Annotated in this window: 27 protein-coding genes and 3 pseudogenes (1 of these 30 only partly in view); 15 read left to right on the forward strand and 15 right to left on the reverse strand. The window is 61.0% G+C overall.

The features are described 5' to 3' along the window. Positions 1-51: 51 nt before the first annotated feature. Positions 52-408: a thioredoxin domain-containing protein gene (locus AO064_RS15445; RefSeq protein WP_064053936.1), complete on the forward strand. Its 357-nt coding sequence runs from the start codon at positions 52-54 to the stop codon at positions 406-408. Here AO064_RS15445 and AO064_RS15450 read toward each other — a convergent pair. The 3 genes from AO064_RS15450 to rpiB all read right to left on the reverse strand — a co-directional run bounded on the left by AO064_RS15450 (position 365) and on the right by rpiB (position 3,812). Next, on the reverse strand, positions 365-1,933 hold the full coding sequence (locus tag AO064_RS15450; protein WP_064053879.1) for a TerC family protein: 1,569 nt from the start codon (positions 1,931-1,933) through the stop codon (positions 365-367). The genes AO064_RS15445 and AO064_RS15450 overlap by 44 nt on opposite strands. 373 nt (positions 1,934-2,306) lie before the next feature. Further along, on the reverse strand, positions 2,307-3,287 hold the full coding sequence (locus tag AO064_RS15455; RefSeq protein WP_064053880.1) for a sugar-binding transcriptional regulator: 981 nt from the start codon (positions 3,285-3,287) through the stop codon (positions 2,307-2,309). Positions 3,288-3,350: 63 nt separating this feature from the next. Next, on the reverse strand, positions 3,351-3,812 hold the full coding sequence (gene rpiB, locus AO064_RS15460; protein WP_064053881.1) for a ribose 5-phosphate isomerase B: 462 nt from the start codon (positions 3,810-3,812) through the stop codon (positions 3,351-3,353). Positions 3,813-4,095: 283 nt separating this feature from the next. Between rpiB and AO064_RS15465 the strand changes: the two genes are divergently transcribed. From AO064_RS15465 to dhaL, 7 genes are all read left to right on the forward strand, one after another. Next, positions 4,096-5,583, forward strand: coding sequence for a sugar ABC transporter ATP-binding protein (locus AO064_RS15465; RefSeq protein WP_064053882.1), 1,488 nt, complete (start codon positions 4,096-4,098; stop codon positions 5,581-5,583). Continuing rightward, the gene (locus AO064_RS15470; RefSeq protein WP_064053883.1) at positions 5,580-6,569 is read left to right on the forward strand and encodes an ABC transporter permease; all 990 of its coding nucleotides are present in this window, start codon (positions 5,580-5,582) and stop codon (positions 6,567-6,569) included. Before AO064_RS15465 ends, AO064_RS15470 begins: the two co-directional genes overlap by 4 nt. Before the next feature lie 34 nt (positions 6,570-6,603). Then, positions 6,604-7,611: a substrate-binding domain-containing protein gene (locus AO064_RS15475; RefSeq protein WP_064053884.1), complete on the forward strand. Its 1,008-nt coding sequence runs from the start codon at positions 6,604-6,606 to the stop codon at positions 7,609-7,611. Between the two features lie 146 nt (positions 7,612-7,757). Beyond that, positions 7,758-8,513: an SDR family oxidoreductase gene (locus AO064_RS15480; RefSeq protein WP_064053885.1), complete on the forward strand. Its 756-nt coding sequence runs from the start codon at positions 7,758-7,760 to the stop codon at positions 8,511-8,513. 26 nt (positions 8,514-8,539) lie between these two features. Then, positions 8,540-9,655, forward strand: a complete 1,116-nt coding sequence (locus tag AO064_RS15485) for an MDR/zinc-dependent alcohol dehydrogenase-like family protein (protein ID WP_064053886.1) — start codon at positions 8,540-8,542, stop codon at positions 9,653-9,655. A gap of 55 nt (positions 9,656-9,710) precedes the next feature. Continuing rightward, the gene (locus AO064_RS15490) at positions 9,711-10,712 is read left to right on the forward strand and encodes a dihydroxyacetone kinase subunit DhaK (protein WP_064053887.1); all 1,002 of its coding nucleotides are present in this window, start codon (positions 9,711-9,713) and stop codon (positions 10,710-10,712) included. Positions 10,713-10,715: 3 nt separating this feature from the next. Further along, positions 10,716-11,360 (forward strand): dihydroxyacetone kinase subunit DhaL, encoded by a 645-nt coding sequence (gene dhaL, locus AO064_RS15495; RefSeq protein ID WP_064053888.1) that lies wholly within the window; start codon positions 10,716-10,718, stop codon positions 11,358-11,360. Positions 11,361-11,570: 210 nt separating this feature from the next. On the opposite strand, the gene sohB is transcribed toward dhaL, so the two are convergent. Next, a complete protein-coding gene (sohB, locus tag AO064_RS15500; protein WP_012723814.1) occupies positions 11,571-12,596 on the reverse strand; it encodes a protease SohB in 1,026 nt (341 codons plus the stop codon). Positions 12,597-12,791: 195 nt separating this feature from the next. On the opposite strand from sohB, the gene AO064_RS15505 reads away from it, so the two are divergent. After that, positions 12,792-13,502 (forward strand): histidine phosphatase family protein, encoded by a 711-nt coding sequence (locus tag AO064_RS15505; RefSeq protein ID WP_012723813.1) that lies wholly within the window; start codon positions 12,792-12,794, stop codon positions 13,500-13,502. 56 nt (positions 13,503-13,558) lie between these two features. Further along, a complete protein-coding gene (locus AO064_RS15510; protein ID WP_064053889.1) occupies positions 13,559-13,873 on the forward strand; it encodes an SCP2 sterol-binding domain-containing protein in 315 nt (104 codons plus the stop codon). Between the two features lie 57 nt (positions 13,874-13,930). On the opposite strand, the gene AO064_RS15515 is transcribed toward AO064_RS15510, so the two are convergent. Genes AO064_RS15515 through AO064_RS15530 form a run of 4 tightly spaced genes read right to left on the reverse strand, consistent with a single transcriptional unit; the run spans position 13,931 to position 15,754 of the window. Continuing rightward, entirely contained in the window at positions 13,931-14,419 is a 489-nt protein-coding gene (locus tag AO064_RS15515; protein WP_064053890.1) for a periplasmic heavy metal sensor, read from the reverse strand. Beyond that, positions 14,416-14,847 (reverse strand): hypothetical protein, encoded by a 432-nt coding sequence (locus AO064_RS15520; RefSeq protein ID WP_064053891.1) that lies wholly within the window; start codon positions 14,845-14,847, stop codon positions 14,416-14,418. Before AO064_RS15520 ends, AO064_RS15515 begins: the two co-directional genes overlap by 4 nt. After that, the gene (locus AO064_RS15525) at positions 14,844-15,422 is read right to left on the reverse strand and encodes an RNA polymerase sigma factor (RefSeq protein ID WP_012723809.1); all 579 of its coding nucleotides are present in this window, start codon (positions 15,420-15,422) and stop codon (positions 14,844-14,846) included. Before AO064_RS15525 ends, AO064_RS15520 begins: the two co-directional genes overlap by 4 nt. 20 nt (positions 15,423-15,442) lie before the next feature. Further along, positions 15,443-15,754 carry a YXWGXW repeat-containing protein gene (locus AO064_RS15530; RefSeq protein ID WP_046034053.1) on the reverse strand — a complete coding sequence of 104 codons (312 nt, stop codon included), beginning with the start codon at positions 15,752-15,754 and terminating at the stop codon, positions 15,443-15,445. Positions 15,755-15,766: 12 nt separating this feature from the next. Between AO064_RS15530 and AO064_RS30710 the strand changes: the two genes are divergently transcribed. Together AO064_RS30710 and AO064_RS30935 are read left to right on the forward strand one after the other, a co-directional pair. Next, the gene (locus AO064_RS30710; RefSeq protein WP_156521569.1) at positions 15,767-15,931 is read left to right on the forward strand and encodes a hypothetical protein; all 165 of its coding nucleotides are present in this window, start codon (positions 15,767-15,769) and stop codon (positions 15,929-15,931) included. 34 nt (positions 15,932-15,965) lie between these two features. Beyond that, positions 15,966-16,106, forward strand: coding sequence for a hypothetical protein (locus tag AO064_RS30935; protein WP_163825752.1), 141 nt, complete (start codon positions 15,966-15,968; stop codon positions 16,104-16,106). On the opposite strand, the pseudogene AO064_RS30295 reads toward AO064_RS30935, so the two are convergent. Then, positions 16,103-16,252, reverse strand: a pseudogene (locus tag AO064_RS30295) (DUF1652 domain-containing protein); the annotation flags it as partial. The gene AO064_RS30935 and the pseudogene AO064_RS30295 overlap by 4 nt on opposite strands. Before the next feature lie 91 nt (positions 16,253-16,343). On the opposite strand from AO064_RS30295, the gene AO064_RS15540 reads away from it, so the two are divergent. Further along, positions 16,344-17,288, forward strand: a complete 945-nt coding sequence (locus tag AO064_RS15540; protein WP_043205241.1) for a sensor domain-containing diguanylate cyclase — start codon at positions 16,344-16,346, stop codon at positions 17,286-17,288. A gap of 266 nt (positions 17,289-17,554) precedes the next feature. Here the strand turns inward: AO064_RS15540 and AO064_RS15545 are convergent, their stop codons facing one another. From AO064_RS15545 to AO064_RS15560, 4 genes and pseudogenes are all read right to left on the reverse strand, one after another. Continuing rightward, the gene (locus AO064_RS15545) at positions 17,555-17,815 is read right to left on the reverse strand and encodes a hypothetical protein (RefSeq protein ID WP_064053892.1); all 261 of its coding nucleotides are present in this window, start codon (positions 17,813-17,815) and stop codon (positions 17,555-17,557) included. 4 nt (positions 17,816-17,819) lie between these two features. Beyond that, positions 17,820-18,266 (reverse strand): GNAT family N-acetyltransferase, encoded by a 447-nt coding sequence (locus AO064_RS15550; protein ID WP_064053893.1) that lies wholly within the window; start codon positions 18,264-18,266, stop codon positions 17,820-17,822. Positions 18,267-18,462: 196 nt separating this feature from the next. Beyond that, positions 18,463-18,885 (reverse strand): annotated as a pseudogene (locus AO064_RS15555) (fumarylacetoacetate hydrolase family protein); the annotation flags it as partial. Positions 18,886-18,951: 66 nt separating this feature from the next. After that, complete coding sequence (locus AO064_RS15560) at positions 18,952-20,004, reverse strand: AbrB family transcriptional regulator (RefSeq protein ID WP_064053894.1); 1,053 nt, start codon at positions 20,002-20,004, stop codon at positions 18,952-18,954. Positions 20,005-20,113: 109 nt separating this feature from the next. Here AO064_RS15560 and AO064_RS15565 point away from each other — a divergent pair, with 109 nt between their 5' ends. Next, the gene (locus AO064_RS15565) at positions 20,114-21,013 is read left to right on the forward strand and encodes a LysR family transcriptional regulator (protein ID WP_064053895.1); all 900 of its coding nucleotides are present in this window, start codon (positions 20,114-20,116) and stop codon (positions 21,011-21,013) included. Between the two features lie 4 nt (positions 21,014-21,017). Here the strand turns inward: AO064_RS15565 and AO064_RS15570 are convergent, their stop codons facing one another. Both AO064_RS15570 and AO064_RS15575 read right to left on the reverse strand, forming a co-directional pair. Then, positions 21,018-21,347 carry a hypothetical protein gene (locus AO064_RS15570; RefSeq protein ID WP_064053937.1) on the reverse strand — a complete coding sequence of 110 codons (330 nt, stop codon included), beginning with the start codon at positions 21,345-21,347 and terminating at the stop codon, positions 21,018-21,020. 91 nt (positions 21,348-21,438) lie between these two features. Then, positions 21,439-23,940 carry a TonB-dependent siderophore receptor gene (locus AO064_RS15575; RefSeq protein ID WP_064053896.1) on the reverse strand — a complete coding sequence of 834 codons (2,502 nt, stop codon included), beginning with the start codon at positions 23,938-23,940 and terminating at the stop codon, positions 21,439-21,441. A 253-nt stretch (positions 23,941-24,193) separates the two neighbouring features. Between AO064_RS15575 and AO064_RS15580 the strand changes: the two are divergent. Continuing rightward, positions 24,194-26,043: pseudogene (locus AO064_RS15580) on the forward strand (RHS repeat-associated core domain-containing protein); it runs 2,657 nt beyond the window's last position.

Raw genomic sequence — 26,043 nt, forward strand, 5'->3', positions numbered from 1 at the left:
ATATCCCAGCTTAGCTTTGGCCAGAACACCGAAGCCGACAGGGAGATCATCATGGGAATTGCCAAGGACATCATTGCCTGCAATGAGGACTATCAGCCCATGCTGGCAGCGCACTCAACCGTTTTCATGCTGTTTGTATCGCAGACCTGCCCGGCGTGCGCGAGCGCTGTGGAGCTTTTTGAACCCATCGCCGAAAACTACGAGCCGACAGTGAAAAGCGTGGTGCTTGATACAGCCAAAACGCCCAGGCTCGAACAGGTCACCGGCACGCCCACGTTGGTAGTGCACGCCAATGGCAAAATCAAGGAAATACTCAAGGGGTTTGGCCCCTGGGAAACCCAGGAGCAAACACTCAAGGAGGTATTCAGCCGCTATGCGCGGCAGCAGGCTCCAGATGAACCTGCGTGACCCGCCGCTCCTCCACCACCGCCACCGTCAGGTGCCAACCTTCATGTTCCAGGCTATCGCCCACCATCGGCAGGCGGTCCAGCAAGCTCATCACCAAACCGGCCAGCGTCTGGTAATCCTCAGTCGCCACCGCTTTAAAGCCCGTCCGCTGACGCACCTGATTGAGGTTCAGCGCACCATTGGCGCGGAAACCGGCACCCTCTTCAACGATATCCGGCCCTTCGATCTCACTGGCGTCCGGCAACTCACCAGCGATGGACTCGAGAATGTCGGTCATGCTCAACACGCCCATGAAGTCACCAAATTCGTTGATCACGAACGCAATGTGGGTGGACTCCTGGCGCATCTGCTCCAAGGCGTTGAGGATCGAAAAGCTCTCAAGCAGATTGATAGCGCGGCGCGCCAAGTGCTCCAGGTTCGGCTCATTGCCGGCCAGGTATTCCTTGAGCAGTTCCTTCTTGTGCACGAAGCCCAGCGGCTCGTCGACGGCCCCGTTGCGGATCAACGGCAGCCGCGAGTAGGACGAATGCATCAGTTTCAGGCGAATACTGTCGGGATCATCCGCCAGATCGATGCAGTCAACCTTGGCCCGTGGCGTCATCAGCGTGCGGATCGGCCGTTCGGCCAATTGCAGCACGCCGCTGATCATCACACGCTCGCGTCTATCAAACAGCGGGCCTTGGCTCGCGTCCGACTCGCCCAGCAGATCGGCAACCTCTTCATCCACCTCCTCCACCGCCAGGCTGCGGCCGCCGAGCAAACGCATCACCGCGTGGGCGGTGCGCTCACGCACCGGCAACACACCTTGCGCGGACTTCTTGCGGCGTGAACGGGCGATCTGGTTGAACACTTCGATCAGGATCGAGAAACCAATGGCCGCGTACAGGTAGCCTTTCGGAATATGGAAGCCCAGGCCTTCGGCGGTCAGGGCGAAACCGATCATCATCAAGAAGCCCAGGCATAGCATGATCACGGTCGGGTGCGCATTGACGAAGCGGGTCAATGGCTTGCTCGCCACAATCATCAGGCCGATGGATACGATCACTGCGATCATCATCACCGCGAGCTCGTCCACCATGCCGACGGCAGTGATCACCGCGTCGAGGGAGAACACCGCATCGAGCACCACGATCTGCGCCACGATCGGCCAGAACATCGCGTAGGCCACATTGCCCGTGCGCTGGGCCACGTGGCCTTCGAGGCGCTCATGCAATTCCATGGTGGCCTTGAACAACAGGAACACACCACCAAACAGCATGATCAGGTCACGCCCGGAGAAGCTCTTGTCGAACACCTCGAACAGCGGCTGGGTCAGGGTCACCAACCAGGAAATACTCGCCAACAGGCCCAGGCGCATCAGCAATGCCAGGGACAAACCGATCAGGCGCGCACGGTCGCGCTGCTCCGGTGGCAGCTTGTCCGCCAGGATCGCGATAAACACCAGGTTGTCGATGCCGAGCACCAGTTCCAGCACAATCAAGGTCAACAGGCCGAGCCAGGCCGTTGGATCCGCTAACCATTCCATTTATAGAGTCTCTTCAGTCAATGTTCAGAATGCCGGGCACGGCAAAGTGCGGTCAGTGGACCGGTACAAGGCTAGCAGTCGGAATACGGGGTGTTCGAAAGGCAACAGCGGCAGCGGATGTCTTGGGGAAAGACGACTGGGAGGCTCCGAGAGGGTGTTCATGCAAGTCCTGAAATAACAAAAGGACTTGAATCCTACATTCGAAACACAAATCTCCTACAACGCAAAACTATTACAAAACCTGTACTTCAAGCACACCAAAGCCGATGAGGGAGGGGGCTTGCCCCCGATAGCGGTATTTCAGTTACACCTAGGCTGGCTGATACACCGCATTCGCGAGCAAGCCGGCCCCCACATTTTAATCTGCGCCATGTCAGGTTTTGCGCGTCGCGTCGTCAAGCGCCAAAATCGTATGGGCATTCGTCACCGTCGTGGCGAGCGTGTTGATCACCCCCGACCGCAACGCCCCCAGCGTCGCCGCCGCCTTGGTGTTCTCGCTGGCAATCGCCACCACATCCGGGATCCGAAACAACTCCTGTACCGTCAGGCCGATCACCCGCCCCTGAATGGCGTTGACTGCGGGCTGCCCGTGGATGTCGATAAAGTCGTACCCCATCATGTCACCCACGGTGCCGGACAACCGCGCCTGGGCGATTTCCTGGGGCGAGAACCAGCCCATGCGCACCATGTTGCTGTTTTCGCTCATGTCACCAATGCCAATCAACGCGATATCCGCCCGCCGCGCCCGGTCGAGAGTCGAACGCACCGTATCGTTATTGATCAACACGCCACGCAGTTCCGGGTTGGCCACCAGGGCCGGGGCGTACAGGCTTTCACTTTCACCGCCAAACCGCAGGGCCAGGCGCCGACAGATATGGTCGGGGTTCATGTATTCGCCAGCCTTGAGCGAACCGCCGATCGCGCAAACAAACGTGCAGTTGCGCGTCACCGGCAGGAACACGTTATCGGCCACCGCACCCACGTTGCGCCCCATGCCGACGGCGACGATCATGCCATCGCTCAATGTCTTGTTCAGGTAGTTGGCCACCAGGCTGGCGACGGCCGAACGCTGGGTATCGGGGTCGCTATGATCGACCGCGATCAACGCGCGATCCAGCTTGAAGCGCGTGACCAACGCCTGCTCCAGCTCGTTGTTCATGGCCGGATGCTGCAGCACGCGCACCTCGACAATACCCTCATCGCGCGCACGTTTGAGCAGGCGACTGACCTTTGCCCGCGACAGGTCGAAGCGCTTGGCAATGGCTTCCTGAGTGACGTTCTCGAGGTAATAGAGCATCGCCACTTCGGTCATCTGATCGATATCGCTGGCAATGCGCTGGGTACTGTCACTCATGGGGACGGGCTTCCGTTTCGGCGTCAAAGGCGCATTCTCCCGACTCTGGCCCCGTTTAGTCCACTACTGATGCCCATCGCGCTCGATCGCATTGATCCGGTCCACCTTGGCCCCGGAACGCGCGGCTTCGAACTCCGACTCCAGGAACGACTTGACGATGCTCTTGGCCAGCTCGGCGCCGATCACCCGCGCACCGATGGACAGGATCTGCGCATCGTTGCTCTTGCGTGCGCGCTCCGCCGAGTACGTGTCATGGGCCTGGGCCGCCCGGATGCCCAGCACCTTGTTAGCGGAAATGGCCATGCCGATCCCGGTGCCGCACACCAGCACGCCCAGTCGCTGCTGCCCGGCATTGATCGCCGTGGCCACGGCCAAGGCGATGTCCGGGTAAAGCACGGGCGCGGTGGAATGGGTGCCGAAGTCCGTCACTGGATAGCCCAACGCCTCGATATGACGCTTCAACAGCTCTTTGAGCTCAAAACCCGCTTCATCGCATCCGATAGCCACCGGGAAAGGTGTGTTCATGGCGTCTGGCTCCGCTGCCGTGATCGTACTTACGACCGATCAAATGATCATTCAGTGAAATTCCGCTCAGACATTTCTCGGTCATACGCCCCTCTCTGTCAAGCTTGATTTAACTGACTCGTCAGTCAAACGCCTCTGCAAAGGCGTTATTGCCGACAAAGATGAGAATCAGCGCTTTTACATTAAAGAGATTGACTGATCAGAATTTCATTTGATACACATATGTGCACAGCGAAACATGACTCTGCGACCTAATAAGAATTCACAGCACGAGGACACGCCGATGGCCACGCCATTACTGCTCCAGGCTGAACACGTCGCCAAGGCTTACGCCGGGGTTCCTGCCCTGCGTGACGGCCGCCTCTCGTTGCGGGCCGGTAGCGTCCACGCCCTGTGCGGCGGCAACGGCGCAGGCAAATCGACATTCCTGAGTATCCTGATGGGCATCACCCCGCGTGATTCCGGGAGCATCCTGCTCAACGGCGCAGCGGTGCAGTTCAACCGCCCGAGTGAAGCCTTGGCGGCGGGGATCACGATGATCACCCAAGAGCTGGAACCCATCCCCTACATGACCGTCGCCGAAAATATCTGGCTGGGACGCGAACCACGTCGCGCCGGCTGCATTGTCGACACCAAGACCCTGAACCGCCGCACCCGCGAGTTGCTCGAAAGCCTGGAGTTCGAGGTCGACGCCACCCGCCCCATGCACCGCCTGAGCGTGGCGCAGATCCAACTGGTGGAAATCGCCAAGGCCTTCAGCCATGACTGCCAGGTGATGATCATGGACGAGCCCACTTCAGCCATCGGCGAGCGCGAAGCGGAAACCCTGTTCAAGGCCATACGCCGCCTCACCGCCCGGGGCGCCGGTATCGTGTATGTGTCGCACCGCCTCAGCGAACTGGCGCAGATCGCCGATGACTACAGCATCTTTCGCGACGGCGCCTTTGTCGAAAGCGGGCGCATGGCCGATATCGACCGCAACCATCTGGTGCGCGGCATCGTCGGCCAAGAACTGACCCGCATCGACCACAAGGTCGGCCGCGAATGTGCCGCCGACACCTGCCTGCAGGTCGACAACCTGAGCCGCGCCGGCGAGTTCCACGACATCAGCCTGCAACTGCGCCAGGGTGAAATCCTCGGCATCTATGGCTTGATGGGCTCAGGGCGCAGCGAATTCCTCAACTGCATCTATGGCCTCACGGTGGCTGACTCCGGCAGCGTCACGCTGCAGGGCAAACCCATGCCGATCGGGCTGCCCAAGGCGACCATCAATGCCGGTATGTCGCTGGTCACCGAAGACCGCAAGGACAGCGGCCTGGTGCTGACCGGCAGCATTCTTTCCAACATTGCATTGTCAGCCTACAAGCGTCTGTCGAGTTGGTCGCTGATCAATGCGCGCAAGGAAACCCAACTGGCCCAGGACATGGTCAAGCGCCTGCTGATCAAGACCACTTCCCTGGCGTTGCCGGTGGCCTCCATGAGCGGCGGCAACCAGCAGAAAGTGGTGCTCGCCAAGTGCCTGTCCACCGAGCCGGTGTGCCTGCTGTGTGACGAACCCACCCGCGGTATCGATGAAGGCGCCAAGCAGGAGATCTACCACCTGCTCGACCAGTTCGTGCGTGCCGGTGGCGCCGCCATCGTGGTGTCGTCGGAAGCTCCGGAGTTGCTGCACCTGAGCGATCGCATCGCCGTATTCAAAGGCGGCCGGCTGGTGACCATCAGCACCGACACCGCCCTTTCCCAGGAAGCCTTGTTGAGTCTTGCCTCATGAATGCCAAAACACTGTCTACACCTGCCGCCGCCCCCATTGTTGCCGCGCCGCGCAATCGCCTGCACCTGTCTCTCGACCGTTTCGGCCTGCCGCTGGTGTTTATCCTGCTGTGCGTGGTGATGGCGTTCTCCAGCGAATACTTCATGACCTGGCGCAACTGGATGGACATCCTGCGCCAGACCTCCATCAACGGCATCCTCGCGGTGGGTATGACCTACGTGATCCTCACCAAGGGCATCGACTTGTCGGTGGGTTCGATCCTGGCCTTTGCCGGGTTGTGCAGCGCCATGGTCGCGACTCAGGGTTACGGCCTGCTGGCGGCGGTCAGTGCGGGGATGTTTGCCGGGGCGATGCTCGGCGTGGTCAATGGCTTCATGGTCGCCAACCTGTCGATCCCGCCGTTCGTGGCCACCCTGGGCATGCTCAGTATTGCGCGGGGCATGACCTTTATCCTCAACGACGGCAGCCCGATCACCGACCTGCCCGACGCGTACCTGGCGTTGGGCATCGGCAAGATCGGCCCGATCGGTGTGCCGATCATCATCTTCGCCGTGGTCGCGCTGATGTTCTGGATGGTGCTGCGCTACACCACCTACGGCCGCTATGTGTACGCGGTGGGCGGCAATGAAAAGAGCGCACGCACCTCAGGCATCGGCGTGCGCAAGGTGATGTTTTCGGTGTACGTGGTCTCGGGCCTGCTCGCCGGATTGGCCGGCGTGGTGCTGTCGGCGCGCACTACCTCCGCCCTGCCCCAGGCCGGGGTTTCCTACGAGCTGGACGCGATTGCCGCCGTGGTGATCGGCGGCACCAGCCTGTCGGGCGGTACCGGCAGCATTGTCGGCACACTGTTTGGCGCATTGTTGATCGGCGTGATCAACAACGGGCTGAACCTGCTCGGCGTGTCCTCTTATTACCAGCAGGTCGCCAAGGGCCTGATCATCGTGTTCGCAGTACTGATCGACGTGTGGCGCAAGAAAAAACGCTAGAGAACGACCGATAACAATAACTGGAGTTCTATTTATGAAACTTGGTACCACCTTGGCCGCCGCGGCGGCCCTCTCCCTGCTCGCCAGCAGTATCGCAATGGCCGCCGATGGCAAGACCTACAAAATCGGCGCAGCCGTCTACGGCCTCAAGGGCCAGTTCATGCAGAACTGGGTCCGCGAGCTCAAGGAACACCCGGCGGTCAAGGACGGCACCGTGCAGCTGACCGTGTTCGACGGCAACTACGACGCCCTGACCCAGAATAACCAGATCGAAAACATGGTGACCCAGCACTACGACGCGATCCTGTTCGTGCCCATCGACACCAAGGCCGGTGTCGGCACGGTCAAGGCGGCCATGAGCAACGACGTGGTGGTTATTGCCTCTAATACCAAAGTCGCCGATGCCGCCGTGCCCTATGTGGGCAATGACGACGTGGAAGGCGGCCGCCTCCAGGCCCAGGCCATGGTCGACAAGCTCAACGGCAAGGGCAACGTGGTGATCATTCAGGGGCCGATCGGCCAGTCGGCGCAGATCGACCGGGAAAAAGGCGAACTGGAAGTGCTGGGCAAACACCCAGGCATCAAGATCATCGAGAAAAAGACCGCGAACTGGGACCGCGCGCAGGCCCTGGCGCTAACCGAAGACTGGCTGAACGCTCACCCAAAAGGTATCAACGGCGTGATTGCGCAGAACGATGACATGGCCCTGGGCGCCGTGCAGGCCTTGAAGTCTCACGGGCTGACCTCCAAGGACGCGCCCGTCACCTCGATCGATGGCATGCCGGATGCAATCCAGGCGGCGAAGAAAGACGAAGTCACCACCTTCCTCCAGGACGCCCAGGCCCAATCCCAGGGTGCGCTGGACGTGGCGCTGCGGGCGCTGGCCGGCAAGGACTACACGCCGAAGTCGGTGATCTGGGAGCGCTATGCCAAGGACGTGAAATGGGGCGATGGCACCGCCAAGACCTACATCCTGCCGTGGGTGCCGGTCACTAACGCCAACGCCGACGCCCTCTACAAACAAGTCAGCGGCGGTAAATAGATGTTGACTTGAAATACGGTCGAGTGTGAGAGCTGGCTTGCCTGCGATGGCATCCATCGGGTGTGACTGACACACCGAGGTGTCCGCATCGCAGGCACGCCCGCTTCCACATTGGATCTCCACCGTTTTCGAAAATGGAGTCATTCATGTCTGGATTCTGGAACCAAGCTTTCGACCTCAGCGGCCGTTGCGCGGTGATCACCGGCGGCGCCGCCGGGATCGGCCTGGCGTGCGCCACCCTGCTGGTGGATCGTGGCGCGCGCGTGGCCTTGCTGGACCGCGACCCCGCAGTCGTCGAAGTTGCCGCCAGCCTCGGCGCCGGGAACCTGGGAATCGCCGTCGACCTCAGCCAGATCACCCAGGTGCAACACACCATCGACACCGTGTTCGAACACTTCCAACGCCTGGATTACCTGATCAACAGCGCCGGCGTAGCGCTGTTGGACAAGGCCCTCGACGTCGACGAAAACGCCTGGGATACCACCTTGGACATCAATCTCAAGGCCAGTTTTTTCGTGGCCCAGGCCTGCGCCCGGTACATGCTCGCCAGCGGCAGCGGGCGGATCGTCAACCTTGCGTCCCAGGCCGCCGTGATCGGCCTGGACCGGCACGTCGCCTATTGCGCGAGCAAGGCGGCCATCGTCGGCATGACCAAGGTACTGGCCATGGAATGGGCGCCGCAGATCAACGTCAACGCCATCTCCCCGACCATCGTCGAGACGGCCCTGGGCAAAAAGGCCTGGGCCGGTGAAGTGGGTGAAAAGGCCAAATTGCAGATCCCGGCGGGCCGCTTTGCGCAACCGGAAGAAATCGCCGGGCTGGCGCTGTACCTGCTCAGCGATGCGGCGCAGATGATCACAGGCGCCAATATAGTGATCGACGGCGGCTACAGCATTCAGTAATTCATTTTTTGTCGTGAGGTTTTGTCATGTCCACCGTCACCGAACGCACACCTGAGCAACTGTCCCCGGTCATCCCGAAAACCATGCAGGCCGTGGTCTGCCACGGCCCTGAAGATTACCGCCTGGAAACCGTCGACGTGCCCACGCCCGGTCCCGATGAAATCCTCACCAAAGTCGAGTTGTGCGGCATCTGCATGGGCGATATCAAGACCTATCGCGGCGCCCCTTCGTTCTGGGGTGACGCCGAGCAGCCGCGCTATGTGAAACCGCCGATGATTCCCGGCCATGAATTCGTCTGCCGCGTGGTCGCCCTCGGCCCCGGCGCAGAGAAACGCGGCGTGAAAATCGGTGACCGGGTGATCTCCGAGCAGATCGTGCCGTGCTGGGGCTGTCGCTTCTGCAACCACGGCCAATACTGGATGTGCCAGAAGCATGACCTGTATGGCTTCCAGAACAATGTGCAGGGCGCCATGGCCCAGTACATGATCTTCACCAAGGAAGGCATCATCCACAAAGTACCGGACTCCATCGCCCCGGACGAAGCGATCCTGATCGAACCGCTGGCGTGCTCGCTGCACGCTGCGGAACGCGCCAACGTGGACTTCGACGACGTGGTGGTGGTCGCCGGCGCCGGCACTCTGGGCCTCGGGATCATCGGCGCGGTGCGCATGCGCAACCCAAAAAAACTCATCGTACTGGACATGAAGCCCGAACGCGCCGCCCTCGCCCTGCGCATGGGCGCCGACGAAGTGTGGAACCCGGCCGAGGTGGATGTGCTGGCGAAAATCCGCGAGATCACCGAGGGCTACGGTTGCGACATTTACATTGAGGCCACCGGGCACCACAAGGCGGTGAACCAGGGCCTGGCGATGCTGCGCAAGCTGGGGCGTTTCGTCGAGTTCAGCGTGTTCAATGACGAGGCGACGGTGGACTGGTCGATCATTGGCGACCGCAAGGAACTGGACGTGCTGGGCTCACACCTGGGGCCGTACATGTACCCACGTGCCATCGACTTCATCGGCAACCGCAAGATCGACATGCGCGACGTGGTGACCCATAAATTCGCCTTGGCGGACTTCAAGGAAGCCTTTGCGGTGATGGAGCGTGGCGACAAGTCGCTGAAGGTAGTCCTCGAACCTTAAGAACACACGCAGCTGACCATTGTTGCCTTTTAGAACAAGAACAGGAACCCGCGTTATGAATCGAGTCATCAACGATCCGGACCACGTGGTCGAGGACATGCTGCGCGGTATTCTGGTCGCGCACCCCGAGTTGCGCCAATACGAGACCAATCCACGAGTCATCACCCAAGCCACGCCGCCTGCGCCCGGCCGTGTCGGCATTGTGACCGGCGGCGGTTCGGGCCATGAACCGGCCTTCCTCGGCTACGTCGGCCCAGGCCTGGTGGATGCCGTGGCCGTCGGCGAGGTCTTTTCCTCACCTACCGCCAAGAGCTTCTTCGACGCCTTCCGCGCCGCCGACCAGGGCGCAGGCGTGGCCTGCCTCTACGGCAACTACGCTGGCGACAATATGAACGTGAAACTGGCGATGAAAATGGCCGCCAGCAAAGACATGCGCATCCGCACGGTGGTCGCCAACGATGACGTTGCGTCCGCCCCCAAGGCCGAGAGTGCCAAGCGTCGTGGCGTGGCCGGGGAAATTTTCATGTGGAAACTCGGCGGCGCCGCGGCCGCCCAGCACTACGACCTCGACGACGTGATTCGGGTCGCGCAGAAAACCGTCGACCACTGCCGCTCGATTGGTATCGGCCTGACGCCCTGCACCATTGCGGCGGTGGGCAAGCCGAACTTCCAGATTCCCGATGGCCAGATGGAGCTTGGCATCGGCCATCATGGCGAACCGGGCATTGAGGTGATCCCGATTGAGCCCGCCGCCGCCATGGCCGAACGCATGCTGGCGCCGATCCTGGCCGACCGCGACTTCAGCCAGGACGACAGCGTGGTGGTGCTGGTCTCGGGTCTCGGTGCCACGCCGATCATGGAGCTGTATATCTTCTATGCCGAGGTCGAAACACAGCTCAAGGCCAAAGGCTTGAAGATTCACCGCTGCTATGTCGGCAACTACTTTACGTCCCTGGAAATGATGGGCGTGACCCTGACCCTGCTCGGCCTCGACGCGGAGCTTACAACCCTGATCGACCAACCCTGCCGCTCCATCGGCATGACCCAGGCGGAGTGAACCATGAGCCAGCATTTTTCCACCCGTGACGGCAGCGCCATCGTCGCCAACCTGGTCAGCGTGATCGTGGCCAACCGTGAGTACCTCAGCGAGGTCGACGGCGCCATTGGCGATGGCGACCACGGCATCAACATGGCCAAGGGTTTCGCCCATTGCGGGCGCACGATCGAAGGCCGCCAACTGACCTTGGCCGAAGCACTGGATGAGCTGACCCTCAGCTTGATGGAAGGGATCGGCGGCTCCATGGGCCCGCTGTACGGCAGCCTGTTTATCGGCATGGCCGATGAAGTGCGCGACAGCGATAACATCGACGCCGCGAGGTTTGCGCAGTTGCTGCGCGGGGGCTTGACCTCGCTGCAGGACATTACCGAAGCGGGCGTCGGCGACAAGTGCCTGATGGATACGTTGATTCCGGCGGTGGAGGCGTTTGAGCAGGCACAGGCATCCGGCGCCTCCTTCAGTGATGCTCTGGAATCAATGAAACGCGCTGCGTCCCAGGGACGAGACTCAACGAAAGATCTGGTGGCGAAGATTGGTCGAGCCAGTCGGCTCGGCGAGCGGTCGCTGGGGGTGCTGGATGCGGGGGCGGTGTCGTGCTGCCTGATCCTGACGCGGTTGGCCGACTCAATACAGCCTAGGTTGGCTTAGCAGACTTCTTTTGAGTGCACAGAGCAACCTGTAGTGAGCGGGCTTGCCCCGCGCTGGGCTGCGAAGCGGCCCTAAACCCTACTACCGCGGTTTGTCTGAAAGCGCGCGGTGACTGGATGGGGGCTGCTTCGCAGCCCAGCGCGGGGCAAGCCCGCTCACTACAGTGGTAGCTATCGTTAGAAAGAGATCATCTGCATTCTGGCAATCGGATTACCAGAACCGCTGCTGGGTCAGCCGGCTCCACCACGTCAGCAATACCCGGTCTACCGAGCCACTGGCCGCCAGGCCTACGCGCTCCTGCAAGCTCTTGCGCTCGGCATAGTGCAGGTGGAACACCTCGGCGGTCTTGGCCTTGGTGGCCAGGTATTCGTCGCTGGTTTGCAGCTCGTCGACCAGTTGCTTGTCGAGGGCTGCAACCCCCAACCACACTTCCCCGGTCGCTACGTCATCGATGGCCAGCTGCGGGCGGTAACGCGAGACGAAGTTCTTGAACAGCTGGTGAGTGATGTCCAAGTCTTCCTGGAACTTCTCGCGGCCTTTCTCGGTGTTTTCACCAAACACCGTGAGGGTGCGTTTGTACTCGCCGGCCGTCAGGACTTCAAAGTCGATATCGTGCTTCTTCAGCAGGCGATTGACGTTGGGTAACTGCGCCACCACGCCAATCGAGCCGAGGATCGCAAACGGGGCGCTGATGATCTTCTCGCCGATGCACGCCATCATGTAGCCGCCACTGGCCGCGACCTTGTCGATGCAAACAGTCAAGGGCACGCCGGCCTGACGGATACGCGCCAGTTGCGACGAGGCCAAGCCATAGCTGTGGACCATGCCACCGCCGCTTTCCAGGCGCAGCACCACTTCGTCCTTGGGCGTGGCCAGACTCAGTAAGGCGGTGATTTCATGACGCAGGCTCTCGGTGGCCGAGGCCTTGATATCGCCGTCGAAATCCAGCACAAACACCCGAGGCTTGGCGTCGGCTTTGTGCTTGCCCTTCTTCTTTTCGGCTTTGCCTTCGGACTTGCGCAGGGCCTTGAGCTGGTCCTTGTCGAGCAGGCTCGACTCCAGGCGCTCACGCAGGCCCTTGTAGAAATCATTGAGTTTGCTGACCTGCAATTGGCCGGCGGACTTGCGACGGCCCTTGCTGCGCAGCGCGGCAAAGCTGATCAATACCACCAGAATAGCGACCACCAGGGTGACGGTCTTCGCCAGAAAGCTCGCGTATTCGGCCAAAAAATCCATAGTTCTCCTTACAAGTGCGGTGCGCCGGGCGCGGATTGCCCCAGCATACCGACGGCATCGCGTTCGGGCCAGTGATCAAACAGCCAGCAACCCTGCGCTCTAACGCGCTTTTAAAACAAGCGTATGTTTTTTCATTGACAGCTCGCAGGCATCCTCATAACCTCGCCTGACTTTCAACGTACCGGGAAAACGGACGTGGGCAGCATCTATCTGATTCGACATGGCCAGGCCTCCTTCGGTGCAGACGACTACGACGTCCTGTCGCCCGTCGGCGTGGAGCAGGCGCAAGTGCTCGGTCGCCACCTGGCGGACATGGGCCTGGTCTTCGACCGCTGCGTGGCCGGCGACCTGCGCCGCCAGCAGCACACCGCCACCGCCGCCTTCGATCAGTACCACGCCCTCGGCCTGCCGGTGCCGGCGCTGGAAACCGATAGCGCGTTCAACGAATTCGATGCAGAAGCGATCATCCGCGCGCTGCTGCCCGACCTGCTCAGCACCGAACCCGAGGCCCTGGAGATCCTGCGCAATGCCGCGCAGAACCGCAGCGAATTCCAGCGCATCTTCGCCCTGATCATTGACCGCTGGCTGGCCGGCACCTATGACCCACCTGGGTTGGAGAGCTGGTTGGGCTTTGTGGAGCGCGTCCAAGGTGGCCTGCAACGCATTCTGGAAGCGGCGGACAACTCGCAGAAGATCGCAGTGTTCACCTCCGGTGGCACCATCACCGCCCTGCTCCACCTGATTACCCGAATGCCCGCGGCCCAGGCCTTCGAACTGAACTGGCAAATTGTTAACACCTCGCTCAACCAGCTGAAATTCCGTGGTCGCGAGGTGGCACTGGCTTCCTTCAACAGTCATACCCACTTGCAACTGTTGAAGGCGCCGCAGCTCATCACGTTCCGATGAACTGCGGCCAACCGTGACCCCTAGGTCACTGGACTCCACCCTAAAGGATCGAAACCATGACTGACGTAGCCAAAGCTGTAGAAGCAATGAAAGCCAAATTCAACCCAAGCGCTGCCGAAGGCTTGGACCTGGTGTTCGGTTTCCGTATCGACGACACCAAGAACTTTTCTCTGGTCGTCAAAGACAAGACCTGTGAACTGCAAGAAGGCGAGAACCCGGACGCCCAAGTGACCCTGGTCATGGACAGCGAAACCCTGGAAGGCATCGTCGACGGCTCCACCGACGGCATGCAGGCCTTCATGGGCGGCAAGCTGCGCACCGAAGGCGACATGATGCTGGCGATGAAGCTGAGCGAGCTGTTCCCTGCCTGATTCACGGGCCACCCTGAATCCTGATCCCGCCCTTACAGGCGGGATTTTTTTTGCCCGTCATCTCGAATTCAACACCGGCTTATTGAGCTTTTCTGCAGGTTTACCCTGCCCGCGCAAGTACAACGCCTCCACCAGTTTCTGCCGTTCATCCTGGGGCAAGGTGCTGGCGAACTGCGCCAATGTCGTGTCCACCAACGCGCGAAGTGCCATATCCGCTTCGCGGGCCTTGGCCAATTCGGTGACCAGCACGTCCCGGTCCAACGCGGGTGCTTCCAGTTGCTTGATCACCCCCAGGCGCGCCGCACGCCCGGCCATGATCAACGGCTGGCTATCAGCGCTGTTGTGGCGCAACAGTTGACGCAACTCCCTGCGCCGCTCCGGCGGCAACTTGATCATGGCCTGACGCAAGCCATGCTGGTTGACCACCATGTCGGCAGGCTTGGCGCCGGCCATCCAGTGGTACAGGCCACCGCCCACCCCACCAATCAAAAACACATTGAGCAATACCGAAACAAGCAACCACGGTTTCAGGGATTGGGCGGTCATTGCTCGGCTTCCTCGGCGTTGACGGTAAAGATGACTTGCGCATCACCCTGATCGAAGACGCTGGGCAGCACCTCGGAGGACAGCATCGGCAGCGGCACGCTCATGGACGCCACCAGCATGCCGGTGACGACCCCGGCGATGCCCACGCCCACCAGGCCCGCAGGTGACAGCCAAGCGGCATAGCGCGACCAGAACGACACGCGGCGCGGCGCTGACTGACGGATCTGCCGGGCCAGGGCCGGGTCAGCCAATACCGCTTGATGGCTGTCCAGTTGGGCGTCCAGCCAGCCCGCCTGTTCCAGGGCTTCGCAGGCGCTGGGGTTCGCGCTGTCGAGCAGCGCCTGGGCCGCGCCTTGCTCGGCCGCAGGCCAACGCCGTAAGTCGGCCCCATAGGCGTCGGCCAGATAAGCAAATCGTTCGGGTGTCATGATGTTCCCCTTCCTGGGCGGGCAAGCCCGGGTGTGTCGGCAAGTTGACTGCGCAACTGGCGTCGGGCCCGCGACAGCAGGCTCTCCAGTGCCTCGACGCTGATATTCATCAGGGCCGCGGCGTCGATGTTCGACAGCTCCTGGTAGTACTGCAACACAATGGCTTCGCGCTGACGCTCGGGCAATGCCGCCAGGGCAGCGGCCATGCGGGCGTTGCGCTCAGTGGTTTCCAGCTGTTCATCCAGCGGCGGCGCGCTGTCTGCCAGCGCCAGCGTGTCCGCCTCGGCCAGCGGGCGCTCCTTGCGCCGACGCAAACGGTCATGGCACAGGTTGAGCGCCACCCGGTGCAACCAGGTGTCGAAGCGCGCTTCGCCACTGCGCCAACTGGCCGCATGCCGCCAGATGCGCAGGAAGCTTTCCTGGGCCACGTCCCTGGCTTCGTCGGCATCCCCCAGGATCCGGCCGGCAAGCGCCAGCAGACGCGGCAGTTTACGCGTCACCATTTCGTTGACGGCCGCAGGTTCGTTGTTCCCGATACGCGCCAGCAGTTCAACGTCCGGATCAGTGTCTTTCAATCGGGCAGTTCTCTAAGACTTCAGCGGATCCAATGCCCTTCACGCCAGTACCAGTTGGGGCCATGCGCCTCCCAATGGCCCGGTTCCCAACGCGCATTGCGCATGACCGGCTGCCAGTGCCCGGGCACCCAAGCGTAGCCGCGCCCTTCCCAGCGCCAGTGCCCACGGTCCCAGGCGTAACCCGGGCGTTCCACGGGGATCACTTCCACACGTGCCGGCGGCGGCGCCTGGCGGATGATGATTTCGGTCTGGGCAAACACCGGGGTGCTGATACACGCGGCGAGGGCCAGCGGAGCAAGCAAGGCAAAACGCAATTTGGCCAGGGGTCTCATGGCAACTCCTTCATGCAACGCGCGAAAGTGCAGGTCGCTGATGGGTTGAACGGCGGGTACGAAATAATCCGTCGCAGAATGCGCGGATTATTGACGGGCAGTATTGCCCAGGGGATGGCGGGGCTTGATGAAATGTTTGAAAGCTTCGCGACGGATTTATACAGCTGGCAGCGTTGAAGGATTAACGCTGATCAACCCGAGAGGAAACACCATGTACCGCCGACTTTCCATGCTGGTTGCCGCATTGCTGATCGTCAGTCTCAGCGGCTGTGTGATCGTGCCGGAACACCGCCATTGCTGCTGGCGTTATTACGGCGCGCTCGACACGCCGTCCCACACCGTCAACGGCTAGCTGACCGCCGCAAACCCACGGCGCCCGGCCTTGATCTCGGTGCGCAACTCGCCAATCAGGTTTGAGATGGAACGGATGCTGTCCAAACCCTTGGGGGACACGCCCGTCAGCAACAGCTCGACCCGACCGGACACCGACTCAAAGATACCTCCCGTCTGCTGCGTCGGTGAGCACTTGACTCCACGCGCCGATCAAAAGACGCTCTTGGCTTTTGGCCATCATTGTGAGCAGCCCACCATGAGCATCGACCCTCCGAGCCAGCCCGACAGCGATGTGTACAAGACCTTGCTGGAGTCGACCAAGGCCATCCCCTGGCGCATCGATTGGCAGACGATGACCTTCAGCTACATCGGCCCGCAGATCGAGACATTACTCGGCTGGACCCCGCAAAGCTGGGTCAGCGTGGACGATTGGGTCGAGCGCATGCACCCGGACGACCGCGAATACGTGGTGAATTTCTGCGTATCGCAATCTCGCGCCGGGGTGGACCACGAGGCGGATTACCGGGCGCTGACCGTGAACGGCGACTACGTGTGGATTCGTGACGTGGTGCATGTGGTGCGCAAGGACGGTGAGGTCGAGGCGCTGATCGGTTTTATGTTCGATATCAGTGAGCGCAAGAAAACCGAAGAACACTTGGTGCGCCTGCAAAAGCAACTCGAGGAATATTCCTACCAGGATGGCCTGACCGGCATCGCCAACCGGCGCATGTTCGACACCGTGCTGGAACGGGAATGGGCCAGCGCCCAACGCAGCCAGTTACCCCTGTCGTTGATCATTCTGGATATCGATTTTTTCAAGCAGTACAACGACCACTACGGCCACATCAAGGGCGATGAGTGCTTGCGCCACGTCGCGCACACCCTGTCCAAGGCAGCCAACCGGCCACGGGATTTCATTGCGCGTATCGGTGGCGAAGAATTTGTGTGGCTGCTGCCGGAAACCGATGCCGCGTCGGCCAGGCAAGTCGCGCAACGCTGCCTGCATCTGATCCGCCAGCAGCAGATCGAGCATGGTTTTTCGGCGGTCTCGAACCTGCTGACCTTGAGCCTCGGCGTCGGCACTCGCCTGGTAAAACCTGAGAGTCCGATGCTGGTGTTTGTCGAAGAAGTCGACAAGTTGCTGTACCAGGCCAAACGTAACGGGCGCATGCGTGCGGAGTTCAGCAACGCCGAAGTTTGACCTCGAGGCCAAATTTCAGGCAAAAAAAATCCCAAGTAGCTGATGGAAACTTGGGATTTAAAAATGCATAAACCGTGGGAGGTGAACGCCCGGCTATAGTACCGACTGTAAAAAGCCGTAACAAGATTATTTTATTCCTTTCGTCGGATTAAAAGCGCCGTAAGTCGTTCAATAACCACACCTTTTTTAAGGTAGCCAGGTATATAAGTGCCACTTTTTGGTGCAACTAGCACCTATATTTCCACTTATAAAAAAGGGTTATTGGATTAACGCGGTGTGGCACTTTTCGGTGTTTGCCCGATCAACTGCTCGCATGTGTCTCGGGTTTCAAGAGTATTAGACAACACCGAACGCGCCACACTTTCCACCTGCCTGCACAGTGCCAGGCGCTCATTGGCGGCTTCCCGTTCGCGGTCCACGTCGGCGTTGAGCCGGACGAAATAGATCCCCAGCAACACCGCGACGCAGAGTACTGCGACGATGAAGTAGCGAAAGCTATGGGAGGACGGCAGCTCGGGTGCGTTCATGAGCTTAGGGCGCCCTGCTCTTCTCGTAACGTACGTCGTCGCCCTCGACCTGCCCCGTCACCGCCCAGCCGAGGCGCCGATAAAACCCGTTGGCACGGACGTGGTCGCGCCCGTCGGTAATCAAAAACAGCGTGGCATGGTGTTCAAACAACGCGGCTTCGGCCACCGCCATGAGTTGACGGCCCAGGCCCAGGTTCTCGTGGGTCGGCAACACGAACAGCGCAAATACCTCGCCCGTGGCCAGGTCGACCATGCTGAAGGCGGCCGGCTGGCCATTCACTTCAGCGATCCATGCGCAGGGCGCGGCGCGGATGCTATCGGCCAGCACCTGCGGGGTGATGCCCAAACCGGCCATCTGCGCGACGCTCAAGTGGTTTTGCACCACTGAAGTACGGATAGTGAACAGCGTATCGACATCGTCCTGTGTCGCCGCCCGGATCGTTGTTTGCATACTGGCCTCCCTGATGAAGGTCGCAATTGTATGCAAATACAAACACAGCGATTGTCGTGGATTTGTAAACCTGTGGCCTACACCGCATCCCCCTGCTGTTGGCGACGAAACTGCCCCGGCGACAGCTCGGGGGCCTGGTCGATGGGGATGTCTTCCAGGTCCAGGGGATCGCAAGTCAGTTGAGTAACGCGGGTGCGCCGCTGGACGGGTGCCCTACCGCACTCACCGGTTGCAGTGCGGTACGCGAAAGCTTTTTCGCCTGGGCTTGCAGGTCGCGACGGGTCAGGTCGATGCCGACACCGTACCCCCAGACGTGGGAAAACGCCTGTTCCAGGCTGATGTTCACGCCGCCTTTGCCGATGGCCACCACCCGTTCCACTTCGTGGTGCAAGTCGGCGGTCAGCGGCGGATAAGCGATCACGCCTTCGGCCGGCACCACGGCGTCCGCCGGTTTCATGAAGAAGAATGGCGGCTCACGGTCCGGGTCATGCCCCATCTCACGCGCGTGCTCGCTGTAGTTGCGGCCCACACAGAACACCCGGCGCAGCGGGAAGCGCGCCGCACTGCCCTGTACCGCGAGGGATGGGGTTGGGGTGGGTGTCAATACATAGTCAGTCATCGCCTGTTCCTCTTCATTTACCTGGCCCCAGTATGGCGAGGAGCGCCCAGGCGAAGTTGGACAGGCTTACGCAGATTTTGCACTGACCGGTGCTTGCACCTGCTTCTCCGGGTTCAGCAGGCGATAGAGTGGCAAGCACGCCGCCTGGATCAGCAGCATGCGGATCACCTGCATCGCCGTCACCAGCGTCACGGCCAGGCCCAGGGCCTCGGCGGTGAGGCTCATTTCCGGTGCGCTGCCGGGCATCATGCCCAGGGCCAGCGACAACCACGGCATGCCCAACCCGGCGCCGAGCGCCCAGGCAGCCAACGCTGTAGTGATCACCGAAGCGGTCAATAACAGCAGCACCTTGGCCAGCAGACCCGGCGCACGACGGAAGAAACTGCGGTCAAACGCGACGCCCAATGCACAGCCGATCAGCAACTGCCCGCTGCCGCTGAGCCAGCCCGGCATGCTCATCGACAAGTTATTGCAGCCCACCCCCACCGCGCAGATCAGGAACGGCCCGAACGTCCACGGGTTGGGCAGCTTGCATTGCTTGAAACCCAGGGCAGCCAGCCAGCCCATCGCCAGGATGAAGATCAGCCATGGCCAGATCACCGGCAATGGCGCAGGCGCAGCCACCGCGGGCAGGCCGAAGGTGGCAACGGCAGGAACCGTCAGCAGGATCAGCAGCAACCGGATGCTGTGGGCGGCCGCGATGAACGCAGTATCCGCCTGCCGTTGGCGCCCCAGGTGCACCATCTCGCTGGAATTGGCGGGCATCAAGGCGAAGAACGCCGTGCCGAAGGGCACGCCCCAGCGATGCAGGATCAGCACCGAACACAACGCCAGCACCAACGTCAGCAACACGGCCGTGACGATCAGCCCAAGGTGGGCCGCCACCTGCTGCATCACCGGCAACGTGAAATGACAGCCGATGGCGACCGCCACGATGAGTTGCCCGACGTGGCGCCCATGGGGAATCTCCGGCACCCGGCCAACGGCGCAGCGAGTCAGCATCACGGCCACCAGCGAGCCAATCACCCACGGCAATGGCCACCCCGCCCAACTGGCAAGGCTACCGCCCAGGGCGCCGACGATCAGGGTGACAAGCCAATAGGCGCGAAAGTTGGGCATCGTGTGGCACTCGGCATGGAGAAGAATGCCGACAGGTTATAGACTTGCCTTCATCACAGAAAATATCTATTTGTGAAGCAACTCATCACACTTTTTTATGCGAGCCCGTATGAACCTGAAAGCGTTGGAGTACTGCGTCGAAATCGCCCGTCAAGGCAGCTTCACCAAGGCGGCCCAGGCGTTGCACGTGGCACAACCGGCGCTGAGCATGGCGGTGAGTCGCCTGGAAGAGGAGCTGGGCGTAGCCCTGTTCAATCGTGCCACGCGGCAGATCAGCGTGACGGCCGAGGGGCAATTGTTCCTGGCGCGTGCCGAGGCGTGCCTTGAAGGGTTGGCCGGTGCCCGGCGTGAATTGCAGGACCTGACCCAGTTGCACAGCGGCGAGATCCGCGTCGGCGTGCCGCCGATGTATGGCATCCGTCATATTCCCGAATTGCTGATGCAATTTCGCGCCCGCTACCCCGGCATCGCCATGCATGTGGTGGAAGGCAGCGCCGATGACATCAGCAATCGCCTGGCCACGCGGGACATCGATGTGGCGCTGCTGGAGTCGCGGCGGGTCGACCCGGATTGGGAGTCGGTGTTGCTCGGCAGTGACGAAATGGTGTTGTGCATGCATGCGCAGCACCCACTGGCGGCAGCGTCGTCCATCCCGGCCGCGCGCTTGCAGGACGAGCCGATGCTGGTGTTCGACAACACCTTCCTGCAGCGCCATCTGCTGGACGCCTTTTGCAGCGCGGCTCGGGTTCGGTTCAGCATTGCCCTGGAGAGTAATTTCGTGCCGCTGGTGATTACCGCCACCCGCAGCGGAATGGGCATATCCACCCTGCTGCGCTCAGTGCAGGAGCAGGAACCCGGGCTCGCGGGTGTTTCTTTCGAGCCCGCGCAGTTCATGCACTTCAACCTGTGCTGGCGCGCCAACGAGTACCTGTCCCAGGCCAATCAGCGATTTATTGAAACGGCAAAGGCGTATTTCCAGGACGATGACCGCTCACCGTTGTCGGGCTAAGCGGTCACTTACGCGCGACTTTATAGCGCACGCAATCCTGGTAGAAACCCTGGCGAATCGCCTCAGGCTTGAGCCGCGAGCGGCTGTCGTAGGTTTGTTCGGTGATGCCCATGGCCATCATGCGCATCCACGATTTATTGAATTTCATGGATTGGATCTTCTGCCGCGCCGCATACAGCGACACCCCGGACAACTTGAGCTCCTGGGCCCTGGCGGCGGTGCCGGCGCCCCAACTGCACATGTACTTGTCACCTTCGCGCAGCTCCCGTGCCTGCACGGCAGCCGCGCCGCCGGCCAGGGAGCAGGCGATCAGCATGATTACAACAGTGCGCATTTGCATCCCCACCTAACCACCTGAAAATAAAAGCGATTCTGGCGAGGATTTTGTTACAAGGGGGCCATTAAAGTGCCTTATTTGCCCCTTATCACCACTGGTAAGTCGCACTTGCCTGCACGGTGCGCTGCGAGCCATACCAGCACCACGAGTAGGAATAGCAGGACGCGACATACTCTTTATTCGCCAGGTTGGTGGCGTTGAGGGCCAAACGCAGGTTGTCCTTGAGGTGGGTAATGTTCGGGATGTCGTAGTGCACCGCTGCGTCAAACAGGGTATAGCCCGGCACTTTGAGGGTGTTGGCGGTATCGCCCCAGGACGAACCGACATATCGCGCGCCTGCGCCAACGCCGAAGCCCTTGAGCTGGCCGTCGTGGAAGGTGTAGTCGGCCCACGCGGAGGCGGTGTGGCGCGGCACGCCGTACGTGGTGGTGCCTTCGGCAGCGATGGCCGGGCCTACGCCGATGTCGCTGATGGGCGCATAACGCACGGTGTTGTTGGACTTGCTGAGGCGGTTGTCCAGGTAGGCATAGGCGGCGGTGATGTCCAGGTTATCGTTGAGGCTGGCCTTGCCTTCCAGTTCAAAGCCACGCGATTGCACTTCGCCGTCCTGGCTCTGGCAACGGCCGGTGCCACACAGGTGAGTGGGGTCCGGGTCGGTGGTCAGCACGTTGGTCTGGCGCAGGTCGAAAATAGCTGCAGTGATAAAGCTGTTGCTGCCCGGCGGCTGGTACTTGATGCCGATTTCATACTGCTTGCCTTCGGTCGGCTTGAACACCGAACCGCCGTAACCGGTACCCGATTGCGGGTTGAACGACTCCGCGTAGCTGGCATACGGCGCCAGGCCGTTATCGAAGAGGTAAACCAGGCCGATACGGCCGGTGAACGCCTTGCTGTCCAGGGACGACTTGCTCTTGGCACCGCTGCTGAGGGTCTGCGTGCTGTTATCGGTGCTGGCCCAGTCATACCGACCGCCCAGCAGCAACACCCATTTGTCCCACTTCATCTGCTCTTGCAGGTACACACCGGTCTGTTCGCTGCGCGAGGTGCCATCGGTGGTGTAGGCCGGCACGGGGACCGCCGCGCCATACACCGGATTGAAAATATCCAGGGTCGGGCCTGCGGTGTAGACGCCTGACCCGGACAGGGTGTCGGTGCTGGTGTTCTGGTAGTCGAGCCCCATCAACAAGGTGTGCTGCAGCGGGCCGGTGTCGAATTTGGCCTGCAACTGGTTGTCGAGAGTGTAGGCATCCATGTTGACATCGCTGGCGATGGTCGAACGGCGAATGGTGCGGTAATCCGTCTGCAGGTAGTTGCTGTAGAGGCTGCGATACTGGCCTTCGCTGCGCAGGTAGCGCGCATTCTGGCGTACGGTCCACACGTCATCGAAGTGATGCTCGAACGCCCAGCCAATGGAGTAGTACTCGCGGTCGCTTTTCTCGAAGTTCTTTTCGCCATCGTAGAAATCCACATCGATGCTGCGCCCGGTCGGGCTATGCAGCACCGAGCCCCAGGCCGGCACCGAACCGTAGGACGCACCTTTGGGGTCCTTCTGGAAATGCCCGAGCAGGGTCAGCGAGGTGGCGTCGTCCGGGCGCCAGGTGAAGGCGCTGGACAATGACTGACGGCGCGTCTCGGTGTGCTCTACCTGGCCATCCGCATCGTCGAAAAGCCCAGCGACACGGTAGGAATACACGCCCTGATCGTCCAGCGGGCCACTCAAGTCGAAGGTGGTGCGCGTCTTGTTAAAGGTGCCGTATTCCACACCCACTTCGTGAAACGGCGTGTCCAGCGGGCGCTTGCTGACCATGTTGATGACCCCGCTCGGCGTGCCCTGCCCGTACAACACAGACGCCGGGCCGCGCAGCACTTCCACGCGCTCCAGGTCGAAGGCGTCTTTCTGCGGCAAGGCGTCACGGCTCGATGGCATGCGCAGGCCATCGAGGTAGGTGGCCGGGGAGAAACCGCGGATGGTCAACTGGTCGAGACGCGACGCGGTGGCGCCACGGGTTTCCGGGATGACGGCGGCGCTGTAGCGCAGGATCTGGTTGAGGCTCTCGGCGTTTTGCGCACGCATCTGGTCTTTGGTGACGATGGAAATCGACTGCGGGGTTTCGATCAGCGCGGTATCGGTCTTGGTGCCCGACACGCTGCGCGTGGCCACATAGCCGGACACCGGCCCGGTCGGGCTTTCGCTCTGGTAGGCGCCGCTGATGGTGGTGGCCTGCAGCTCCATGGCGCCGCCGGTCTCCGGGATGGCTTCCAGACGGTAGCGATCGGCGGAGATCTTCAACGCTTGCAAACCGCTGCCGGTGAGCAACTGGTTCAGCGCCACATCGGTGTCGTATGGACCGCTCAATCCCTTGCTGCGCTTGCCCCGGGTCAAGCTTGCATCGAATGCCAGTACCAACCCCGCCTGCTCGACCAGGCTATTGAGCGCCTGGCTCAAGTCACCGGCAGGAATCGAGAAGCTGCGCACGGTGCTACTGCTCTCTTCGGCGAAGGAGGACTGGACGGTGAGCAACGGCACGGCGGCAAAAGCCATCGCCACTGACAGGGCCAGTGGATGCAAGGGACGAGCGAGACGCGACATGGGAAATCCTGCGTAAGGGAGGTTCTATTAACCATGACGGCCATGTCGGGAAATCGGGCAAGGATGAGAGCGATTTTTATTTGAGACGTGCGAATGCAATCAGGTTTATCGCTTTTTTGTGTAGCCGTTTAGCTGGGTTTCTCGCGGATTTTCCCGCTGTGTAGTCGGCCTTTTCTGAATTTCTCAACCGTTCATCCAGCCGCTTTTTGCTGCGGCATGCTCCGACGCCTTGCCCTCTGTCGAGACGTCACGGATGACCCACGCTTCCCACATTGCCCTGATCGAACATGAACTGGACGGCTTTCATCAAAGCCTGGTGATTTATCGCCAGCAGATGGGCGCGTGGTATTCGCGTGCGCTGGACGCCGTGAGCCATGGGCTGGACATGCCGTCGTTGTTGGGGATGGACCGGGTGTTGCGGGTGGGGGATGCGCAGCAATCGGTGAGCCTTTCCGATGCTGACTTTTCGACCGTGACCCGCTGCCCGGTGGGCGGCGAGCTGAAGATCGAGAGCCTGTTCGAGTCGGTGTATGACGTGCCGATTGGCAATATCCCGGTCGAGGTCATCGGGCTGGATGATGGCAGTTCCACCGTGATCATGCTGGATGAACAGGGCAAGGGCTCGCACCACTGCGCGGCGGGCGAGCGCTATCAGGTGCGGGTGCAGGGCGGGGTGTCCGAGGAACAGGTCGACGCGCTGTTTGCCTCTTACGCCGGGCTGACCGGGGATCTGGAGCGGTGGCTTCGGGAGCAGTGGTCTGGCTTCAAACCGCACTGGGAACGCTCAACCGCCAGTGCAATTGGCAGCGGCCTGTTGGCGGGCAGTTGGGCGGCGATTCGTGATGTGTGGGACAGCATCAAGCTGGTGCAGGCGATTCTTGAAGACCCGCTGAAGTACGTCGAGCAGTTGGGCACCGAAGCGGCCAAGTTGGCGCAGATCGCCACCGATGCGCCCAAGGTCATGGAAAAGGCCATGTTGCTGGCCAGTGACGAGGCAGCGCTGTACCTGATGTTGCGCACGGCGATGATCTGGTTGGATGCATTGCCACCCAGTGAAATAGCGAAAGTGGCGGCTGGGTTTGTGGTGTCGCTGCTGATCGACTTGGTGATTGGCGTGGTGTTGACCATCGCCTTGCCGGCGGCGGGTGTGGCGTATTTGAGTCTGCGGTTGGTCAAGTATGGGGCGCAGATTCTTGATGCAGCGGTGAGCTTTGTTAAGGGTCTTTTGGCGATTCTGACAAAGTTCATGCAGGCCATGGATCGCTATAAGGCGGTCGCGGTTCGCGGGGTGGTCGGCGCGCTCAAGCAAGGCACGATGCAGATGCGCTGGAAGGCGCGGCAGAACGCGGTGCTGAAGCAGAAAGAGCCTGTGGATGATGTGCCGGCTGCTGCTCGCAATCCCAACGGGGATGCGGCTGCCTCTTCCGACAAAACAGCCACTAACGGTTGCCCGGTGTCGATGGTCACCGGCGAGGAACTGCTGACGCTGACCGATGGGGCGTTGGGCGGGGTGTTGCCGTTTGAGTGGACGCGCTTGTACCGCACCAGTGCGGTGGAAATGGATTGTGGGTTGGGGTTTGGTTGGAGTCACTCGCTGGCGCATCGGCTGAGTGTTTCCGGTGATTCGGTGGTGTGGACCGATCATGAAAATCGGTCGACTGCCCTGCCCTTGCCTACGGTTTCTCGGCCTGCGATTACCAATAGTTTGGCGGAAGCGGCGATTTATCTGGGTGCTGTCCCCGATGAGTTGGTGCTGGCGCAGGCGTCACGGTTCTACCACTTTCGCGACGGTGTGCTGACGGCGATCAGCGATGCGTATGACAACCGGTTGCGCATTTCCCGCAATTATCTGGGGCAGATTGAGCGGCTGGATAACGGTGTCGGGCGTTCGTTGTTTTTGCGTTATGCGTCGGGGCGGATCGTGGCGGTGGATTATCAGATCCATCGGGCCACGGGTCTTGAGCCTTTTGTCTGGGTAACGGAACAGAACGTTGTTTCCTACGCGTATGACGGTGCTGGGCGACTGGTTTCTGCGACCAATGCTGTCGGTGAACGCGAGGTTTATCGGTACGACGAACAGCACGTCATTCTTGAGCGTGGTTT

This window comes from Pseudomonas marginalis, assembly GCF_001645105.1.
Taxonomy (GTDB): Bacteria; Pseudomonadota; Gammaproteobacteria; order Pseudomonadales; family Pseudomonadaceae; genus Aquipseudomonas; species Aquipseudomonas petroselini.